The organism is Burkholderia sp. WP42 (assembly GCF_000745665.1).
Classification (GTDB): domain Bacteria; phylum Pseudomonadota; class Gammaproteobacteria; order Burkholderiales; family Burkholderiaceae; genus Burkholderia; species Burkholderia vietnamiensis.
This window is the reverse complement of sequence record NZ_JQJT01000016.1, coordinates 230,836-247,727: the sequence shown is the minus strand read 5'-3', so window position 1 is coordinate 247,727 and position 16,892 is coordinate 230,836. Positions and strand designations below refer to the sequence as shown.

The 16,892-nt window shown below is 65.9% G+C and carries 17 protein-coding genes; 10 read left to right on the top strand and 7 right to left on the bottom strand.

Features of this window, described 5'->3' with window-relative positions; all coding sequences use genetic code 11:
* Window positions 1–278: SDR family NAD(P)-dependent oxidoreductase (locus EX20_RS10200; protein WP_034193436.1), on the bottom strand; the 278-nt coding region annotated here is incomplete at its 3' end.
* A gap of 53 nt (window positions 279–331) precedes the next feature.
* Window positions 332–1,072 carry an acetoacetate decarboxylase gene (locus EX20_RS10195; protein WP_011881119.1) on the bottom strand — a complete coding sequence of 247 codons (741 nt, stop codon included), beginning with the start codon at window positions 1,070–1,072 and terminating at the stop codon, window positions 332–334.
* 438 nt (window positions 1,073–1,510) lie between these two features.
* Between EX20_RS10195 and EX20_RS10190 the strand changes: the two genes are divergently transcribed.
* Window positions 1,511–2,092: an undecaprenyl-diphosphatase gene (locus tag EX20_RS10190; protein ID WP_034193435.1), complete on the top strand. Its 582-nt coding sequence runs from the start codon at window positions 1,511–1,513 to the stop codon at window positions 2,090–2,092.
* A 37-nt stretch (window positions 2,093–2,129) separates the two neighbouring features.
* Here the strand turns inward: EX20_RS10190 and EX20_RS10185 are convergent, their stop codons facing one another.
* The 3 genes from EX20_RS10185 to EX20_RS10175 form a co-directional block, all read right to left on the bottom strand.
* Window positions 2,130–2,354: a hypothetical protein gene (locus tag EX20_RS10185; RefSeq protein ID WP_034193434.1), complete on the bottom strand. Its 225-nt coding sequence runs from the start codon at window positions 2,352–2,354 to the stop codon at window positions 2,130–2,132.
* Window positions 2,355–2,471: 117 nt separating this feature from the next.
* Complete coding sequence (locus EX20_RS10180; protein ID WP_011881116.1) at window positions 2,472–3,305, bottom strand: siderophore-interacting protein; 834 nt, start codon at window positions 3,303–3,305, stop codon at window positions 2,472–2,474.
* 37 nt (window positions 3,306–3,342) lie between these two features.
* Window positions 3,343–4,053: a PadR family transcriptional regulator gene (locus EX20_RS10175; protein WP_034193433.1), complete on the bottom strand. Its 711-nt coding sequence runs from the start codon at window positions 4,051–4,053 to the stop codon at window positions 3,343–3,345.
* Between the two features lie 659 nt (window positions 4,054–4,712).
* On the opposite strand from EX20_RS10175, the gene EX20_RS10170 reads away from it, so the two are divergent.
* The 9 genes from EX20_RS10170 to EX20_RS10125 all read left to right on the top strand — a co-directional run bounded on the left by EX20_RS10170 (window position 4,713) and on the right by EX20_RS10125 (window position 15,338).
* Complete coding sequence (locus EX20_RS10170; protein ID WP_011881114.1) at window positions 4,713–5,225, top strand: fimbrial protein; 513 nt, start codon at window positions 4,713–4,715, stop codon at window positions 5,223–5,225.
* Window positions 5,226–5,289: 64 nt separating this feature from the next.
* Window positions 5,290–7,767, top strand: a complete 2,478-nt coding sequence (locus EX20_RS10165) for a fimbria/pilus outer membrane usher protein (RefSeq protein WP_051974422.1) — start codon at window positions 5,290–5,292, stop codon at window positions 7,765–7,767.
* Complete coding sequence (locus EX20_RS10160; RefSeq protein ID WP_051974421.1) at window positions 7,768–8,505, top strand: fimbrial biogenesis chaperone; 738 nt, start codon at window positions 7,768–7,770, stop codon at window positions 8,503–8,505.
* Entirely contained in the window at window positions 8,502–9,539 is a 1,038-nt protein-coding gene (locus tag EX20_RS10155) for a fimbrial protein (protein WP_011881111.1), read from the top strand. Before EX20_RS10160 ends, EX20_RS10155 begins: the two co-directional genes overlap by 4 nt.
* Before the next feature lie 414 nt (window positions 9,540–9,953).
* On the top strand, window positions 9,954–11,105 hold the full coding sequence (locus EX20_RS10150; protein WP_034193432.1) for a TDT family transporter: 1,152 nt from the start codon (window positions 9,954–9,956) through the stop codon (window positions 11,103–11,105).
* A gap of 104 nt (window positions 11,106–11,209) precedes the next feature.
* On the top strand, window positions 11,210–12,196 hold the full coding sequence (locus tag EX20_RS10145; RefSeq protein WP_034193431.1) for a malate dehydrogenase: 987 nt from the start codon (window positions 11,210–11,212) through the stop codon (window positions 12,194–12,196).
* Window positions 12,197–12,257: 61 nt separating this feature from the next.
* Window positions 12,258–13,064 carry a substrate-binding domain-containing protein gene (locus tag EX20_RS10140; protein ID WP_014724236.1) on the top strand — a complete coding sequence of 269 codons (807 nt, stop codon included), beginning with the start codon at window positions 12,258–12,260 and terminating at the stop codon, window positions 13,062–13,064.
* A 770-nt stretch (window positions 13,065–13,834) separates the two neighbouring features.
* Complete coding sequence (locus EX20_RS10130; RefSeq protein ID WP_014724235.1) at window positions 13,835–14,785, top strand: helix-turn-helix domain-containing protein; 951 nt, start codon at window positions 13,835–13,837, stop codon at window positions 14,783–14,785.
* Window positions 14,786–14,906: 121 nt separating this feature from the next.
* Window positions 14,907–15,338: a DUF3331 domain-containing protein gene (locus EX20_RS10125; RefSeq protein ID WP_034193429.1), complete on the top strand. Its 432-nt coding sequence runs from the start codon at window positions 14,907–14,909 to the stop codon at window positions 15,336–15,338.
* A 119-nt stretch (window positions 15,339–15,457) separates the two neighbouring features.
* Here the strand turns inward: EX20_RS10125 and EX20_RS10120 are convergent, their stop codons facing one another.
* Window positions 15,458–16,366 carry a LysR family transcriptional regulator gene (locus EX20_RS10120; protein ID WP_011881104.1) on the bottom strand — a complete coding sequence of 303 codons (909 nt, stop codon included), beginning with the start codon at window positions 16,364–16,366 and terminating at the stop codon, window positions 15,458–15,460.
* A gap of 96 nt (window positions 16,367–16,462) precedes the next feature.
* Window positions 16,463–16,807: a DUF4148 domain-containing protein gene (locus EX20_RS10115; RefSeq protein ID WP_034193428.1), complete on the bottom strand. Its 345-nt coding sequence runs from the start codon at window positions 16,805–16,807 to the stop codon at window positions 16,463–16,465.
* Window positions 16,808–16,892: the final 85 nt, after the last annotated feature.

Here is a 16,892-nt window from a genome sequence, read left to right as displayed (position 1 = left end):
ATGCCCGCGTTCGACACCAGGATGTCGACCGAGCCGAACGTCTCGGCGACCTTGTCGATGCCGCTGTTCACCGCGTCCTCGTTGGTGACGTCCATCGCGACGCCGATCGCCTTGCCGCCGGCCTTGTTGATCTCATCGGCCACCGCGTTCGCGCCGTCCTGGTTCAGGTCGGCGATCGCGACGGCCGCGCCGGCCTTCGCCAGCTCCAGCGCGATTTCCTTGCCGATGCCGCTCGCGGCGCCCGTGACGACTGCGGTCTTGCCATTCAGGTTGCTCATTTCGAATTTCCCGTGGTGAAGGATGGACAGGGGAGGCCCCTGGGACGTGCTGGTTACTGAGCCAGATAATCGTAGACGACTTCGCCGAGCCCGAGCGTCAGATCGGCGACGATGTGGCGGGCCTCGACGATCTCGAGCACCGGCAGGTCGGCCACCGGCGCCAGCGCGTGCGGCGCCAGCTCGAGCGACGCGGGGCCGGTCCACGCGCCTTTCATCTTGATGTCCTGCAGGTAGTAGCGCACCAGTTCGCACACGCGCGCGGAGCCGTCGACGTGCGGGATGATCTTCAGCAGGAAGTTCGGGCCGGCGAGACGCTTCATCTGCTCGTCGAGGTCGAGTTCCTTGTGCTTGTAGCCCATCGTGCCGGTCGCGACGCGCACCTTGCCGTAGTCGAGCGTGCCCAGGATGTGATCGGTGTTCACGTGCAGCGTCGGCGACGCGAGTTTCTTCGGAAAGCCCCACAGTTCGCGGCCGCCGGCGATCGGCGGATGATCGTCGAGATACATCGCGAGCGTGTAGCCGCCGGCCTGCCCGTTGTATTCGACCGGAATCACCTGGCCGCTTTCGGTGTAGTCGCCGAAGCCGGTTGAATCGGCCATGCGGATGAATTCGTAATGCACGAGCGGCTCGGCAATCTGTAGCGGCTCCGGGACGACCGCGCGCAAGCGCTCGGGATCGGTGCGGTACGTGATGATCACGAACTCACGGTCGACGAAACGATACGGGCCCATCGGAAAGGCCGGGCTGGTCAACGGCATCGCAAACGCTTTGGATCGGACATCGCTGGGCTTCATGCGGACTCCTTGTTGTCGAGCGCTACGGGGGTGAGTGGGTCTAAATCGTATGCCTGTGCGTTGCCGTTGTGCGATGCCGCATCGGGAATTAATTGTTGCCGATTTCGGATCCGTTGCGGCGTAAATGTTGAGATGAGTGAGTTGAACCACGGCGATCGCCCGCGATGGCCGCATTTCCGGGGCACGCAGCGATGCCGCGATATGAAAAAGGTGAGTATTTACGGGAAGGTAGGTGAGCCTTCGCGGGCGAAGGTGGCGCGGGAATATGTCAATTGTGTGAACTCTTGCTGCGGTGCACGTTCTAAGTGCGTTCGCGCGCGGGGACCGCTTCGGCTGCCGTCGCCGCGCGTTAACGATCACTTAAGCGAGTGAGCACTAGCATCGTTCGCATCCGACCGGCGCGCCGGTCTCCCCATCGGCCCACACCTGACCGGATTCATGCAGAACCTCAATCTCACCCTGTTCGACGCCATCAATGCCGGCGCCGCGCCGCACCCCGCGGTGGCCCGCGTCGCTTTTTTCGCCGCCGACTGGCTCGTTTATGCAGTGCCTGCGATGCTGCTGCTGACGTGGATCTTCGGCGAGCGCCCGACGCGGCGGCAGGCGATCGAAGCCGGCGCCGGCGCGTGCGTGGCGCTGGCGCTCGCGCAGGTGGTCGGGCATTTCTGGTTTTCGCCGCGGCCGTTCATGGTCGGCGTCGGTACGCAGCTGATTCCGCATGCGCCGGACAGCTCGTTTCCGAGCGATCACATGACGTTTGCATGGAGCCTCGCGGCCGGCATGCTGCTGGCCGGTACGACGCGGCTCACCGGATTCGTGATGGCCGCGATGGCCGTCGCGATCGCGTGGGGGCGCGTGTACGTGGGTGTTCACTGGCCCTACGACATGGTCGGCGGCGTGCTGGTGGGCACCGCCGGCGCGCTGGCTGCGCACCTGTACGGGTACCGGGCCGTCGATCTGCTCGAACGCATCGGCGACGCTGTGCACGCGGTCATGATGGGGCGCGAGCGCACGCCGTGAGCGGGCTGCGGCGCGCGGGAAGCGCCGGCTGCCGACGTCAACCGGGCGTCCTGGCCGTGTCGGCCGACGCCGACGTGCCGCCGCCCGCTTCGTGCAGTTCGGGCGTTTCGCCCGTGTGTCGGGCGGCGTCGCGTTCGAGCGAACTTTCCTTGAGGATCGCGCACATCGCGACGAACAGCGCGAGCGCAACGGCCGCCAGGCCGCAATAGCCGGCGATCTTCAGGTGGCGAAGGAAAGGCGAAGCGGGGTTTGCTTTTGTCATGACCGGGCGCTCCTGGGCGGACTGCGGCGGCTGTCGCGCGACAGCGGCGTCGCAGACATACATATATACCAGCCGCGGCGCCGATGCCAAGCCCGCCGCGCGAAAGCGCCCGTTGCGTCAGTCTTCCAGCGTTTCATGCACGGCCGCTGCGCCGCGCTTCCAGTATGCGGCCGCGCGGATGCGCGACTTGTCGATCCCGCGCTCGCCGCTCAGGTGCTGACGCACCGCGCGCATCGATTGCGCTTCGCCTGCGGCCCACACGTATCCATCGCCGGAGGACGGCAGCGGCAGCTCGCGCACCGCATTCAGCAGCGCATCGCCGTCGGTTGTGTCGGTTGTGTCGGCTTCGGCGCGAAAGCGCCAGATTTCGTGCACGTCGGCACGCGTGTCGAACGCGATTTGCGCGGTGCGATCGGCCACTTCCAGCACCACCGCCACGCGCGCGCCGGCCGGCAACTCCTCGAGGCGGCGTGCGACGGCCGGCAGCGCCGTGTCGTCGCCGATCAGCAGATGCCAGTCGAAATCGGTCGGCACGACGAACGAGCCGCGCGGCCCGCCGATACCGAGCCACTGGCCGACGCGTGCCTGCGCTGCCCATTGCGATGCGGGGCCTGGATGGTTCAGCACGAACTCCAGGTCGAGTTCGCAGGCGGCGCGGTCGAAGCGGCGCGGCGTGAAATCGCGCGCGACCGGTTTCGGCTCGCCTGCCGGGAATTCCGGGCCGTTCGCGCCGAGCGTCGGCAGCGCCGGTCGCTCCGCGCCGGGCGGCGGGAAAAACACCTTCACGTGGTCGTCGAACGACGACGATTCGAAATCCGCGAGGTCGGCGCCGCCGAGCGTGACGCGCAGCAGGTGCGGCGTGATCGCACGCACGCGCACGACTTGCAGCAAGCGGAGTTTGAGCGGATGGCGCACGCGGGTCACGGTGCGCTCCGGTGTGTTCTGTATCAATCCGTGCTCCTGATGGTTTGTGGTGGTGCGGCATGGGTTACGCGCCGCTGCCGCCTTCGATTTCGGCCGTCGCGCGGCGCATGATCGCTGCGATGCGACGCTGCTCGTCGGCGTCGGCGGCGCTCTTGTGCAGCAGCGCGCGCTTCAGTGCCAAGCGAGCCGCGACGAATTCCGGCAGCCAGCCGGCTTGTGCATCGTCCGCTGCTTCGCTGCCCGCCGATTCGCCGGCGAACGCACGCCGCATGAATTCCATCTTGCGGGCGAGGTGCGTGAGACGCGCGAACAACGTGTCGACCCGTTCGCGCTGCGCCTCGAGATGCGCGCGGCCGGCGTCCGTCAGCGCGTAGCGTTTGCGGTTGCCTTCTGCTTGCGAGACGACGAAGCCGACTTCCTCGAGATAGGTCAGCGCCGGATAGACCATGCCGGGGCTCGGGCTGTAGAAGCCGTTCGAGCGCGTGTCGAGCGCCTTGATGAGTTCGTAGCCGTGGCTCGGTTGTTCGGCGACCAGCGCGAGCAACAGCAGTTGAAGGTCGTCGGAGCTGAACTGGCGGCCGCGCGGCATGCCGTCGTCACCGAAATCGCCAAAGCCGCCGCGTCCGCCACGGCCGCCGAACGGGCCGCCGCCGAAGGGATCGTGGCCGCGGCGATGACGGCCGATCGCGTGCCGCAGGCTGGCGAACCACTCGAGGCCGGGATGATGGCCGTGGCCGCGGCAGCGGGCGTCGCCATCGAAAGGGGTGTGTCGCATGATCGTGTCCTATGTGTCGGAAAACATATCTAAAGATATATATCGAAAGATAGGGTGTCAAGGGTGGGATTTGGGGTTGGATGGGTTTGAAGGGTGGGGCTCCACGAATGGGGCTGCTCCTCGCCTATTGATGTAAGGAATTGCAGCGCCGCGGCGCGCGACTTTACGCGTGCCGGTTGCCCTCGCATTCGTGCCGAGTGCAGGGAGGTCGCTTGCCGTGTCGCTCGCGTGCTGGCCGACCGCGATTGCGCATCGTCCGGACGCGATCGCGCCGAAGCCGCTCGGCCGCGATCGTGGCGTTCGCATTGACCGCCGTACTGCCATACCGATGGTTGTCGATAATTCGCCGACTGCCGTCGCCAACTGTTCGACGCATCCGATACTCATCCCGTCTGACCCATACGAATCCATGCGCCGAACACGAGTGCGGCTCTCTCGGCCGCGATGTGATCGACCAAATTCGATGTCTCGTTGGCCACGGTCCAAAACGCGGCCAAACGCAGCCCTCAGCGCACGCATTTCGCGAGCACCAGACCGTTCGCGATACCTCCCATCGCATTTCTCACTACTAAGATTCCGCCGCCGATCCGTGGTCGAGACAATCCGCTCCGTACGCAATTTTGCGTGCATTCAATTCGACAAAAGTTACGGATAGGAAAATGAAAAAGATTTTGGCAGCAGCGGCGCTCGCCGCAGTTTCGGCATCGACGTTTGCGGCGGCGACCCCGGGCACGATCCGGTTCCAGGGCGAGATCGTCGCCGGCGCATGCGGCATCAGCCAGGAAACGCTCGACCAGACCGTGTCGCTCGGTCAGGTTCCGTCGCACGTGTTCAAGAAGGTCGGCGATCGTTCGGAGGCGAAGAATTTCAACATCGTGCTCACCGACTGCGATACGTCGACGCAGACCAACGCGTTCTTCACGTTCACGGGCGCGTCCGACGCCACCAACGCAGACTTGATCGCCACGACCGGCAGCGCGAGCAACGTCGGCATTCGCCTGCAGGCGGGCGCGAACGATTACCTGAAGAACGGCACCGAGCAGTCGTCCCCGGTTGTGCTGTCGAAGAGCGGCAACACCGTGACGTTCGGCGCGATGTATGAGGCGACGGCCGCAGCGGTCACGCCGGGTATCGCGAACGCGGTCGCCAACTTCACCGTGCGCTACCAGTAATCGCCGGGAGCTCCTGGGGGGAGCTCGGCTCCCCCCGTTCCACGCATTCGTCCGGCTGATCAATGTGAACACCCCCCGTCGCCTTCTCGGCATCCTCGTCACCTGCCTGCTGACCGCCAAAACCGCGCACGCCACCGAATTCAACGCCGACTTTCTGGATGTCGACGGTGCGAAGGACGTCGACCTCGCGCAGTTCACGCACGCCGACTACACGGTGCCCGGCACCTATTTGCTGGACGTGGTCGTCAACGGCAGGCTGCTGGCGGCGCGTGCCATCGACTATGTCCCGGGCAACCAGCCCGGCACCAGCGTCGCTTGCGTGCCGGCCGACCTCGTCGCGCAGATCGGCCTCAAGCAGACGTTGCTCGCCACGCTGCCGCGCACGTACGACGGCCGCTGCATCGACCTGCTCGCGATCGACGGCGCATCGGTGCGGCACGACCGCGCATCCGCGCGCCTGCGGATCGCGATTCCGCAGATTGCGTTCGAATACAGCGACCCCGACTACATACCGCCCGCCGCATGGAGCGACGGGATCCCCGGCGCGTTGCTCGACTATCGCGTGATCGGCAACACGTCGCACGGTCACGGCACGCATTCGAGCACGGTGCAAAGCTATGGAACGATCGGCGCCAATGCCGGCGCATGGCGCTTGCGCGGCGACTATCAAGCGCAGCTCGCGTCCGGCGGCAACGCAAACTTCGGCGGCAGCTCCAAGACGTTCCAGTTCAACCGGCTATACGCGTTCCGGGCGTTTCCGCAGATTCGCTCGACGGTATCGCTCGGACAGAGCTATCTGAATTCCGACATCTTCGACACGTTCGCGCTCGACGGCGCGACGCTGCAGAGCGACGACCGCATGCTGCCGCCCGGCATGCGCGGCTATGCGCCGCTGATCACGGGTGTCGCGCATTCCAACGCGACGGTGACGGTGTCGCAGCAGGGGCGCGTGCTGTATGCGACCCGCGTGCCGGCCGGTGCGTTCGCGTTGCAGGACTTTTCCGCGAGCGTGCAGGGCACGCTCGACGTGACCGTGCAGGAAGAAGACGGCAGCGAGCAGCGCTTCACGGTGCAGAGCGCGGCCGTGCCGTTCCTCGCGCGCGCAGGTGAATTGCGTTACCGCACGGCGGTCGGCAAGCCGCGGCTGTTCGGCGGCGCGGGTATCGATCCCGCATTCGGTTTCGTGGAAGCCGCATATGGCTTGCCGCACGAGATCACGATCTACGGCGGGGCGCTCGGTGCGTCGGGTTATGCGGCGCTCGCGTTCGGCGTCGGCAAGAATCTCGGCGCGTTCGGCGCGGTGTCGGCCGACGTGACGGCGGTGCGCGCCCGGCTGTGGTGGAGCGGTGAAACGCGCGTCGGCCGCTCGTATCGCTTCAACTATTCGAAGCACTTCGATTCGATCGATTCGGATGTGCGCTTTTTCGGCTATCGGTTCTCCGATCGCACCTACACGTCGTTTCCGCAGTATTTCGGCGATCCGACTGCCGCTGGCCTCGCGCCCGGCAAGCAGCGCTACTCGATCAGCCTCGCGAAGCGCGTGATGGACGTGTCGACGTTCGTGTCCTACGACCATACGAGCTACTGGAATCGCCCGTCGGACGAGCGGATCGGCGTGACGGCCGCGACGACCGTGCGGATCGGTTCGCTGCGCAACGTCTCGCTGAACCTGTCGGCGTACCGCACGCGCGGTGGCGGCGGCAGCGGCAACCAGCTGTTCGTGTCGGCGACGATTCCGTTCGGTTCGCGCCAGACGGTCACGACCAGCGTCGCATCGACCAGCGGCGGCGGCACGAACGTGACGGCCGGCTATCTCGGCGGCACCGACAAGGGACTCTCCTATTCGCTGTACGCGGGGACGACCAACGGCGCCGCATCGGCGAGCGGCAATCTGCGCAAGCAGTTCAGCTCGATCATCGCGAACGTGCAGGCGGCAGCCAATACGCGCTCGAACACGTCCGCGTCGATCGAACTCGATGGCTCGTTCGTCGCGACGCAGCACGGCGTGACCGCGCATGCGAACAGCTACAACGGCGATACGCGCCTGCTGCTGTCCACCGACGGCGTGCCGGACGTGCCGTTCTCGGGCACGCAGGCGAGTTCCGACGCGCGCGGCTACGCGGTGATCGGCGCGGTATCGCCGTTCAGCACGTTCGACGCGCGGGTCAACACCAATCGTGCGTCGTTGCAGACGACCGTGTCGAACCCGGTGCAGCGCGTCGTCCTGACCGACGGCGCGATCGGCTACGTGCATTTCGATACGACGCACGGCCGGAACGCGCTCGTCGTGCTGCGCTTGCCGTCAGGCAAGGACGCGCCGTTCGGCGCATCGGTGGTCGACCGTCGCACCGGCAAGGAAGTCGGCATCGTCGGCGAACACGGCGTGACCTATCTGACCGGTGTACGCAAGGACGCCGAGCTGGTGGTGCGCGTGGTCGACCGCGACATCTGCCGGCTTCCCGTCCTTCCTGAATCGATGACGCTCGGCGCCGATCCGGTTCCACTCGATTGCGCCGAGCCCGACACACTTTCCCGGAGATAAATGATGAATTCGAACCCGTTGATGCGGCTCGCGGCCGCCGTCGGCGTGACGATGCTGATCGCGGCTGCGACCGTGCATGCGGCCGTCGTGCCCGACCGTACGCGCGTGATCTACGACGGCGATGCGCAGTGGCAGAGCGTGACCGTGGCAAACAAGAGCGAGAAGTACCCGTACGTCGTCCAGTCGTGGATCGAGGACGAGCACGGCAAGAAGATCACGTCGCCGTTCATGGTGCTGCCGCCGCTGCAGCGGATCGAGCCGACGGAGCGCAACGTGCTGCGAATCGTCCGGTTGCCGGGCGATGCATTGCCGACGGATCGCGAATCGGTGTTCTATCTGAACATCCGCGAGATTCCGCCGAAAACGGATGCCGTTAACGCGCTACAGATCGCGCTGCATTCGAAGCTGAAGCTGTTCTATCGCCCGAAGGGGCTGCAGCCGGCGGCGGACGAAGATCCGACGCTGCCGATGACGGTGCGTCTCGATCCGTCGACGCACAGGCTCGTGCTGGACAACCCCACGCCGTATCACGTCACGGTGGTCAAGCTGTTCGCCGGGGAGAGCAAGACACCGCTGAAGTTCGGTGGCCTGATGGTGGCGCCGATGTCGGCCGCGACCACCGACGTGGCAGGCCCGCTGCCGACAACGCTGTCGGTCGTGCACATCAACGACTCCGGCGGCGAAACCGCCGTCAGGTACGCGTGCGATGCATCCGCTTGCCGGAGCCAACCGAAATGAGCGCGGCGATTTCGCGCCGCGGCGTGCGTGCCCGTCTCATCGGGCTGTTCTCGCGCGCAATGTTGCTGCTCGGCTGCCTGGTCGTCGCGCAATCCGCGTGGGCCGTCCGGTGCGTGACGAGCGACGGAGTCGACCGGTTCGTCCAGCCGATCGGCTCCGTGCAGACCTATCCGATCAACGCACCCGACGGCTATGTGATCTGGATCTCGCCGACGCGCACGACCACCGGCTACTGTTACAAGGATCTTGGCGGCGAGTCGCTGACGTTCGACGATCCGATTTCGTTCTACGCGAACCCGAACGGCGAGAGCCCGCTGGCGTGGGGGCTCGAGATTGGTATCCGCTATCGCGGCGTCGACTATTTCGGGGCGGGCAACCAACCGGGCACGGGGGTGCCGACCGGAATCGTCGTGCCGCCCTGTAGCCGTCGGGATTTTAATAAGTTGGGGGGATGCCCGAGGATTCCGGTCAGCATCACGTATCAGGTCGTCATCAGGAAGGCGGGGACGTGGGTGGGGATTCCGCAGGACAGCTATGCGGCGTTCCAGTTCGACGGCGTGAAGGGGATCAATGCGCGCAACACGAGCTTCCGGTACACCCTGAGCGGAATGCAAAACCTGAAGCCGTCACCCTGCGTCGTCGACGTGACCGTGACGCCCGAGCCGGGCCTCGTCGATTTCGGGAAAGTGAAGGCGACCCCGACGGGTTTTTCTCCGGAGACGCCGACTCAACCGTTCTCGCTTGCGCTGGACAAGCGGCAATGCGACACGCCCGTGAAGATTCAGGGGTACTTCGACACGCCGAATCCGGTGCAGGGCAACGTCGTCCTGCCGTCAGCCGACAGCGGCTTCGGCGTCGAGATTCTCGACCGCAACGGGCGCCAGGTGCCGCTGCGCGAGCCGTTCGATCTTGCGAACTTCTCGGCGACACAAGCGCGTATCGACGTGCCGATGAGCGCGGTGCTGAGGTCGTTGGGGACACCGAAGATCGGTCCGTTTACCGTGACGGCCACGGTGCAGATTCTCTACGATTGAGGTCGCCGGATACCGCGGCACGCGTCGCTCGCGCTGCGGGTGGTGAAGACGAAGAAAGCGGTCTCTTCGTTATCCGCAGCGCGAGCGCCGGCTTGCCTCCCACGTCGGCGACGCACTTCCGCACGTGGCAACTGAGGACGGTACGCGCATCCATCGTGTTTGCGACGTTCCGACGCCGGCTTTCTTTCGACTACGTCGACGTCTACCGCAGCAAATCCCAGTCGCCGCTCGGCTACCGGCTGCCCGGCAGCCAATCAAAACTCTGCCGATACACATCGGGCCGTTCCAGCCTATTTCGCCCAGCCCGCCGCGATCCATAAATACAAAGCATGCCAAGCATGCGAAGTATGTATTTTCCCTATGCTTCGCACGCACCTACATTGTCGATATTCGATCCCTTTCGAGAGAACAGCGATGAATCCGACAAGGCCTGGCACGACGGCGGCCCACAGCCGACAAAATCTCGCCGACAAGATTCGGCAGTTCACCCCGAACTGGTTCGCGATGACGATGGGCAACGGAATCGTATTCCTCGTCCTTGCCGGATTGCCGTGGCACTTCGCAGGGCAGATGGCGTTAGCCCACACGCTGTGGGTGGCCGACAGCGCGCTCTACATGGTGTTTGCCGGCATGCTGTTGGCACGCTGGATCTTCTATCCGGAAACGATCCGCCCGATGCTGCATCACCCGCTGCAGTCGATGTTCCTCGGCGCCGTGCCGATGGGGCTCGCGCCGATCATCAACGGACTGGTCATGTTCGCCGGCTCGCATGCGGGCGAAGCGGCGAGCCAACTGGCCTACGGCTTGTGGTGCGTCGATGCGGTACTGGCGCTCGCCGTCGCAGTCGGCGTGCCGTACATGATGTTCACCGCGCAGGACCATGCGTTCGAGCGCATCACGGCCGTGTTGTTGCTGCCGATCGTCGCGCCTGAAGTAGCGGCGTCGAGCGCCGCCGTCCTCGCGCCGCATGTCGACGCACACACCGCGCGCTTCCTGGTGGCCGCCGGTTACGTGCTGTGGGCCGTGTCGGTGCCGCTCGCGTTTTCCGTGCTGACGGTCGTGTTCTTCCGGTTGGTGATCCACAAGCTGCCGCATCGCGATCTCGGTCCGTCGAGCTGGCTGACGCTCGGGCCGATCGGAACGGGCGCGCTGGGCCTGCTCGCTCTCGGCCACGTCGCGCCCGACGCGTTCGCCGGCACGGCATTCGAGGCGACCGCGCTCGTCACGCGCGAGATCGGCGTGATCGGCGGCTTGCTGCTCTGGGGCACCGGCCTGTGGTGGCTCGCCACGGCGATGCTGTTCACGCTGCGGTATTCCCGCGACGGGCTGCCGTTCAATCTCGGATGGTGGGGCTTCACGTTCCCGCTCGGCGTCTACACCGTCGTGACGTTCAGTCTCTATCGGAACACGGGCTTTGCCGCGTTCGCCGTGCTCGGGATGGCGCTGGCGGCGCTGCTCGGCAGCCTCTGGTTGATCGTGCTGTCCCGCACGCTGCGCGGCCTCGCCCGCGGCGAACTGTTTCACGCCCCGTGTCTCGTCGTCCGCGCGCAGCCCGCGCTCGGTTGAACCCGTCGTCGAACCGCTGCCGCCGGCGGCACGTGCAACACGCGGCCGGCTGCAGCGCAGCTTTCCATCCGCGTCACCGAACCCAACCTCGAAGGAGATCCAGCATGTCCAAACCTGCCCGCCGTGTCGCCGTGACCGGAGCCGCCGGTCAAATCGCCTACTCATTGCTGTTTCGAATCGCCCGCGGCGATCTGCTCGGCGACGATCAGCCCGTCATCCTTCAGCTCCTGGAATTGCCGCACGCGCTGGACGCGCTGCGCGGCGTGGTGATGGAACTGGAAGACTGCGCCTTCCCGCTGCTGCAGTCGGTCGAAATCAGCGACGATCCGCGCGTCGCGTTCCGCGATGCCGATTACGCGATGCTCGTCGGATCGCGCCCGCGTGGCAAAGGGATGGAACGGCGCGATCTGCTGGCCGCGAACGCCGCCATCTTCCGCTCCCAGGGCGAGGCGCTCAACGAAGTGGCGAACCGGCGGGTGAAGGTGCTCGTCGTCGGCAACCCGGCCAATACCAACGCGTGGGTGGCCCGCCACTACGCGCCCGACCTGCCGGCGGATGCGATGACCGCGATGATCCGTCTCGACCACAATCGCGCCGTGTCGAAGCTGGCCGCCCGATGCGGCGTGACGGTCGATGCCGTCAGCCGCATGGCGGTGTGGGGCAATCATTCGCCGACCATGTTCCCCGACTACCGTCACGCGCTGATCGACCAGCAGCCCGCGCCGATGCGTGTCGGCGACGAGCGCTGGTATCTCGACACGTTCATCCCCGAAGTCGCGCGCCGCGGCACGGCGATCATCGAAGCGCGCGGCGCCTCGTCGGCGGCGTCGGCCGCCAATGCGGCGATCGACCAGATGCGCGACTGGATTCGCGGCAGCGGCGGGCGCTGGGTGTCGATGAGCATCGTGTCCGGCGGCGAGTATGGCATTCCGCGCGGCCTGATGTTCGGGATGCCGACGATCTGCAGCGAAGGCCGCTATCGCGTCGTCCCGGATCTCGAGATCGACGCGCTGGCGCGCGCGCGCATCGATGCGTCGGTTGCGGAACTCGTGGACGAGATGCAGGCCGTGCGCGCGATTCTGGCGCTGTAGCGCGATCCGAAGCGCATCGAAGCCGACTCCCGCTCGAACGACCCACCTAAAGGAATCCATCGTGCTGAACGCATTGAAAAAGAACATGGCCATGTCATTGGCGTTACTGCTGTTCGCGTGCGGTGCGTCCACCCACGAAACGGCCGATCCGACGATACGGCGCGATGCGCGCGACGGCGTCGTGCGCTTGTACGGCGCAGGCGGCCCCGATACCGCATTCGCGAAAGTCGCGAAGGTCTTCACTGACGAAACGGGCATCAAGGTGGCAGTGACCGGCGGACCGGAGCCCACGTGGAGCCGCAAGGCGCAGGCCGATGCCGACATTCTGTGGGGCACCTCCGAAGAGGATATGGCCGGGCTGCTCGAAACCTACACGGTGTTTCGATGGTGCGACGTGACGCCGATCTATGTCCGCCCGGCCGTCATCGCCGTGAAGAAGGGCAATCCGAAACACATCCGCGGCTTCGACGATCTGCTCGCGGACGGCATGCGCATCGTCGTCACCGAAGGCGCGGGCGTGGCGAATACGTCCGGCACCGGCACGTGGGAGGACATCGCCGGCCGCATGGGACGTCTCGACGACGTCAGGCGGTTCCGGCGGAACATCGTCGGATTCGGCAAGGGCAGCGGGCCGAGCTTCAGGATGTTCGTCGACAAGGACGCGGATGCCTGGATCACCTGGCCGGACTGGCCGATCACGCATCCCGACCAAGCCGATTACGTGAGCTTGTCCGCGAACCGGGCGATCTGGCGAGACGTCAACGTTGCGCTCGCCCCCGATGCCGATCCTCAAGCGAAGCAATTCCTCGATTTCCTGAACAGCGATCGCGGCGCCGCCATCATGAAGACCGAGGGCTGGGTGCGTTGAGCGGATGACGGAGCGCGACGGCGGAACGTGCGTTCCCAGGCGAACGGCCCGCGACACGTATGTCTTGCCGCAGTCGATATGCATGGCGGCCGCGCAGCCACTGCCCGTTTTCAACACACGCGATGACTACCTCACCTCATCTCGGGACGGTTACGTACGCACCATCGCACGCCGGGATACGCCGGTAGCCGACAAGCAGCCCCGGTTCATCCGCGCGTGTGGCTGCGGCGCAGATTTCAGTTTTGTCATCCGCGTGTTCGACTGAGGTCAAGTCGGATCATCACAATGGGAGCACTGAACAACGACCGTATCCGGCGACGTGCCTCGTGATCGCCAAGGATGCGCACCTCACCGCTTATGCAAGGTGTCAGCGATGAACGACCTGATCCACGAACCAACGGCCACGCTACGGCGCGCGGAATCATCCGGCGATGGAGCGAGGAGCGCACCGGCTTCGCGCGCTTGCCGATACGTCCGCACGGCTCGGGCCGCCGGTTCGTGGCGCGACGACGCGCGAGCGATGCCGTTGCCGCGCTCGGCAGGTGTCTCCCGTGACGGGAGATCGGCCGCCGGCGTTCCGGCCGCGAACGCGATGGCGTTCGTTTGCAGCCGCGCCGCATCGTGAATTGAACGTCGATATGACCGGCCTCATCCATCGATGAGGTTCGAGCAACCCTTCGTATAACTGGTGCAACGCGTGTCGTTTCGATACCGTGGATTCACTGCACCGCTCGTGCGTAACGCTCCATGTTCCCGTCAGGTAGCCAGCCATGATTCTTTCGTCGTCGAGTCCTTGCAAGACAGCCGCCGGTTTCGACGTGCTTGCCGGTGCGCGCGCGTCCAGCCCTATTGCTGCGGAGCACGCTTGGCGCGAGCCGGGCGTCGGCCGCGATATCGATATCGCCCTTTCGCGCTGGACACGCAATGGCGCGCAGACGCTCGAAGTGGCGAACGACTGCGGCGAGAACTGGCACTGCATCGGCATCAATCTCAAATGCACGTCGCTGACTTTTTCGCACGCGGGCCGCACGCTCGTCGAAGGCCGGTTGACGGCCGGTACCGCGCAGATAACGGCGCCCGGCGTCGCGTGTTGCGCCGTGTTCGGCGCGCCGAGCGACGTGCTGCACTTGTTCGCCTCCCAGACGGTATTGGCCGAGTGCTACGCCGACCTCTTCGGTCGCCCCCATGCGGGCGACATCGTCATCGACGATCCGCGGCTGATCCGCGATCCGGCGCTCGAGCGGCTCGGTCAGGCGCTTGCCGTGTCGCACACGGAGCACGCGGCATTGGGCAAGGTGTTCGCCGACAGCATCAGCCTCGCGATCGTGTCGCGCGTGGTCCTTCGCCACTTCTCGACCAACCGGAGCGAGGTGCGCGGTGCGGCTGCGTTGCCGTCGTGGCGCATGCGTCGCGTGGTCGAGTTCGTCGAAGCGAACCTCGCGGAGCCGATCGGCCTTGCCGACATGGCCGAGAGTGTCGGGCTGACGCGGATGCACTTTGCCGCCCAGTTTCGTCGAGCCACCGGGTTGCGGCCGCACGAGTATCTGATGCGGCGGCGCATCGAGCGCGCGCAACAGTTGCTGCTCGAATCACGCGACGGGCTGCTCGACGTTGCACTGGGCTGCGGCTTCCGCTCGCAAGCCCATTTCACGACGGTGTTCAAACGCTTCGTCGGAGAGACGCCGTTTTGCTGGAGGGCGAAGACGAATGTCGATCAATGAACGGGTCACGGCCTTCCTGGCCGTCAGCGATGGATTTCTTCGCGGCGCATCGAGCGACGCCCGCGCGATCGCGCAGCACGCTCGCCGCAACGGTTCAACCCATGACGCAATGAGGACGACGATGAACGTCTCGACCGATGTGATCGCGCTGGATCCGTGGCAGCAAACGCTGAGTCTGCTGTCCCAACTGTGCCGTGACGATCTGCGATTGCGCGCGCCGGCGCGCGAGCCGCTGCGTGCGCGCGGGACGGCGCATCGGGCCAACGCGCGAGCGGGCGATGCCGAGCGCCGAGCCGTTTCGGTGAGTTTCGTCGATCGTGTCAGCTCGACCGCGGTCACGATCGCATGGCGCGATTCGACGCACTGCTCGTATGGCGACCAGACCTGGCACGTGACACGCGCCCGCGCCAGCGGAGTGTGTGCGCTCAGCGGCGAACCCGTTCGCATCGGCGACGCCGTCTATCAACCGCGTGCGCGCCCGAAGCCGCTCAATGCCGGGGCGATGATTCTGGAGTCGGTGCTGCACGAAGCCGAAGCCGAAACCGATCGCTGACGTCGGCGGCGACGCGGCAAGCACCCGATAAACGCAACACTCGCGCGCCCGCTCGCCGCGCGCAACGCCGTGCGAGCCCCGCGCGGCGCTGAACGCGCAACGCGGCGGCACGCAGCAGGCTACTCAGCGCCCGCTGCGATCGCGGTGTTCAGCGTGCCGCTCGCCACGAGGTCGAACAATGCCTGGCCGCTGGGGGACAGCGAGCGCCCTTTCGCCCAGACCATGTGCAGCGGCCTGACGATCTTCATGTCGTCGACTTCGATGACGGTCAGCTCGCCGCGTCGCAATTCGTCCGTTACGCTGAGCGTCGAAATGTAGCCGAGCGCGTGCTGCGACAGCAGCATCCGCTTGATCGCCTCCGTATGGCTCACCGACATCAGCGGCTCGATTTCGAGGCCGGCGCGACGATAGGATTCTTCGACGATCGCGCGCGTGCCGGACCCCGGCTCACGCATGATGACGGCGCGTTCGGCCAGATCGCGCGCCCGTACTTTCTTGCCCGCAAGCGGGTGACCGGCCGCTGCGATGACGGCAATTTCGTCGGAGCCGATACGGCGGGCATGGAGAATGGACTCGTCGAACGGCCCTTCGATGAAACCGATCGTGAAGGTCAGGTCGTGCAGGCCCGCTTCCACGCGTTCGGTGTTCGTGACGGTCAGATCGATCGCGACACGGGGATGCAGCGCATTGAACCGCGCAATCGCTTCGGGGACGAAAAACACGCCGAGCGTGCCGCTGGCGCCGATCTTCATGTGGCCCGACCCGAGGCCCGCCAGCTCCGCGAGCTCTTTCTCGGCCGTATCGGCGAGCGTGAAGATGCGGCTCGCATACTCGTAGAGCAGCTTGCCGCCTTCGGTCAGCGCGACGCCGCGCGGCAACCGGTCGAACAGCACGACGCCGATGCGATCCTCGAGTTCGCGGACCTCGCGGGTGACAGCCGGCTGACTGACGTGCAGTCGTTCCGCACCTGCGCTGATACTGCCGGCGCGCGCGACTTCGTAAAAGGCGAGAAGGTGAGTGAAGTTCATAGAGTGCGGGACAGGTGCCGGCTGCCCCGCGCGCCACGTATCCGGGCCGGGCTGCCCGGCGGGCGGCATCGGCTGGACGGTGTACGGCACGTGCGGTCAGCTGCCGAAATAGGGATTGCAGAAGCTCGCCGGGCCGACGCACGACGCGCTTGCGCGCGTAGCCGCGTGAATGCGCTTGCCGCTTGCCGAGGTGCCGTCCGCCGGCGCGCCGCCGAAGCCGCTCGCCGCCTGCTGCTGCGCGGCGACCGTCGCTTCGGCTGCCTGGATGTCCGACGGATACCGAGGATCGTTTCCGGGTGCCGGATTATAGCCAGCGCGTTCGACGCGGACCAGATCGGCGCGGACTTGTGCGCGCGTGAGCGGCGTGTTGCTTTGCGCGAAGCCCGACGCAGGAGCGGCGAGGGTGCCGAGGACGAGCGCGATGCATGCGAGCGTTTTCATGATGAGACTCCTTCGGTTGAGTTGAGTACACCGCAACGATCCCCGCCTCCCCGCGTGGGGCGACGTCGAGACCCGCCGAACGATC

Excerpts from the sequence above, each read along its gene's own strand:
- EX20_RS10195 (WP_011881119.1), bottom strand. The coding sequence starts at position 1,072 with ATGAAGCCCAGCGATGTCCGATCCAAAGCGTTTGCGATGCCGTTGACC.
- EX20_RS10170 (WP_011881114.1), top strand. The coding sequence starts at position 4,713 with ATGAAAAAGATTTTGGCAGCAGCGGCGCTCGCCGCAGTTTCGGCATCG.
- EX20_RS10145 (WP_034193431.1), top strand. The coding sequence starts at position 11,210 with ATGTCCAAACCTGCCCGCCGTGTCGCCGTGACCGGAGCCGCCGGTCAA.
- EX20_RS10115 (WP_034193428.1), bottom strand. The coding sequence starts at position 16,807 with ATGAAAACGCTCGCATGCATCGCGCTCGTCCTCGGCACCCTCGCCGCT.
- EX20_RS10155 (WP_011881111.1), top strand. The coding sequence starts at position 8,502 with ATGAGCGCGGCGATTTCGCGCCGCGGCGTGCGTGCCCGTCTCATCGGG.
- EX20_RS10175 (WP_034193433.1), bottom strand. The coding sequence starts at position 4,053 with ATGCGACACACCCCTTTCGATGGCGACGCCCGCTGCCGCGGCCACGGC.
- EX20_RS10125 (WP_034193429.1), top strand. The coding sequence starts at position 14,907 with ATGAACGTCTCGACCGATGTGATCGCGCTGGATCCGTGGCAGCAAACG.
- EX20_RS10120 (WP_011881104.1), bottom strand. The coding sequence starts at position 16,366 with ATGAACTTCACTCACCTTCTCGCCTTTTACGAAGTCGCGCGCGCCGGC.
- EX20_RS10150 (WP_034193432.1), top strand. The coding sequence starts at position 9,954 with ATGAATCCGACAAGGCCTGGCACGACGGCGGCCCACAGCCGACAAAAT.
- EX20_RS10185 (WP_034193434.1), bottom strand. The coding sequence starts at position 2,354 with ATGACAAAAGCAAACCCCGCTTCGCCTTTCCTTCGCCACCTGAAGATC.
- EX20_RS10160 (WP_051974421.1), top strand. The coding sequence starts at position 7,768 with ATGATGAATTCGAACCCGTTGATGCGGCTCGCGGCCGCCGTCGGCGTG.
- EX20_RS10190 (WP_034193435.1), top strand. The coding sequence starts at position 1,511 with ATGCAGAACCTCAATCTCACCCTGTTCGACGCCATCAATGCCGGCGCC.
- EX20_RS10130 (WP_014724235.1), top strand. The coding sequence starts at position 13,835 with ATGATTCTTTCGTCGTCGAGTCCTTGCAAGACAGCCGCCGGTTTCGAC.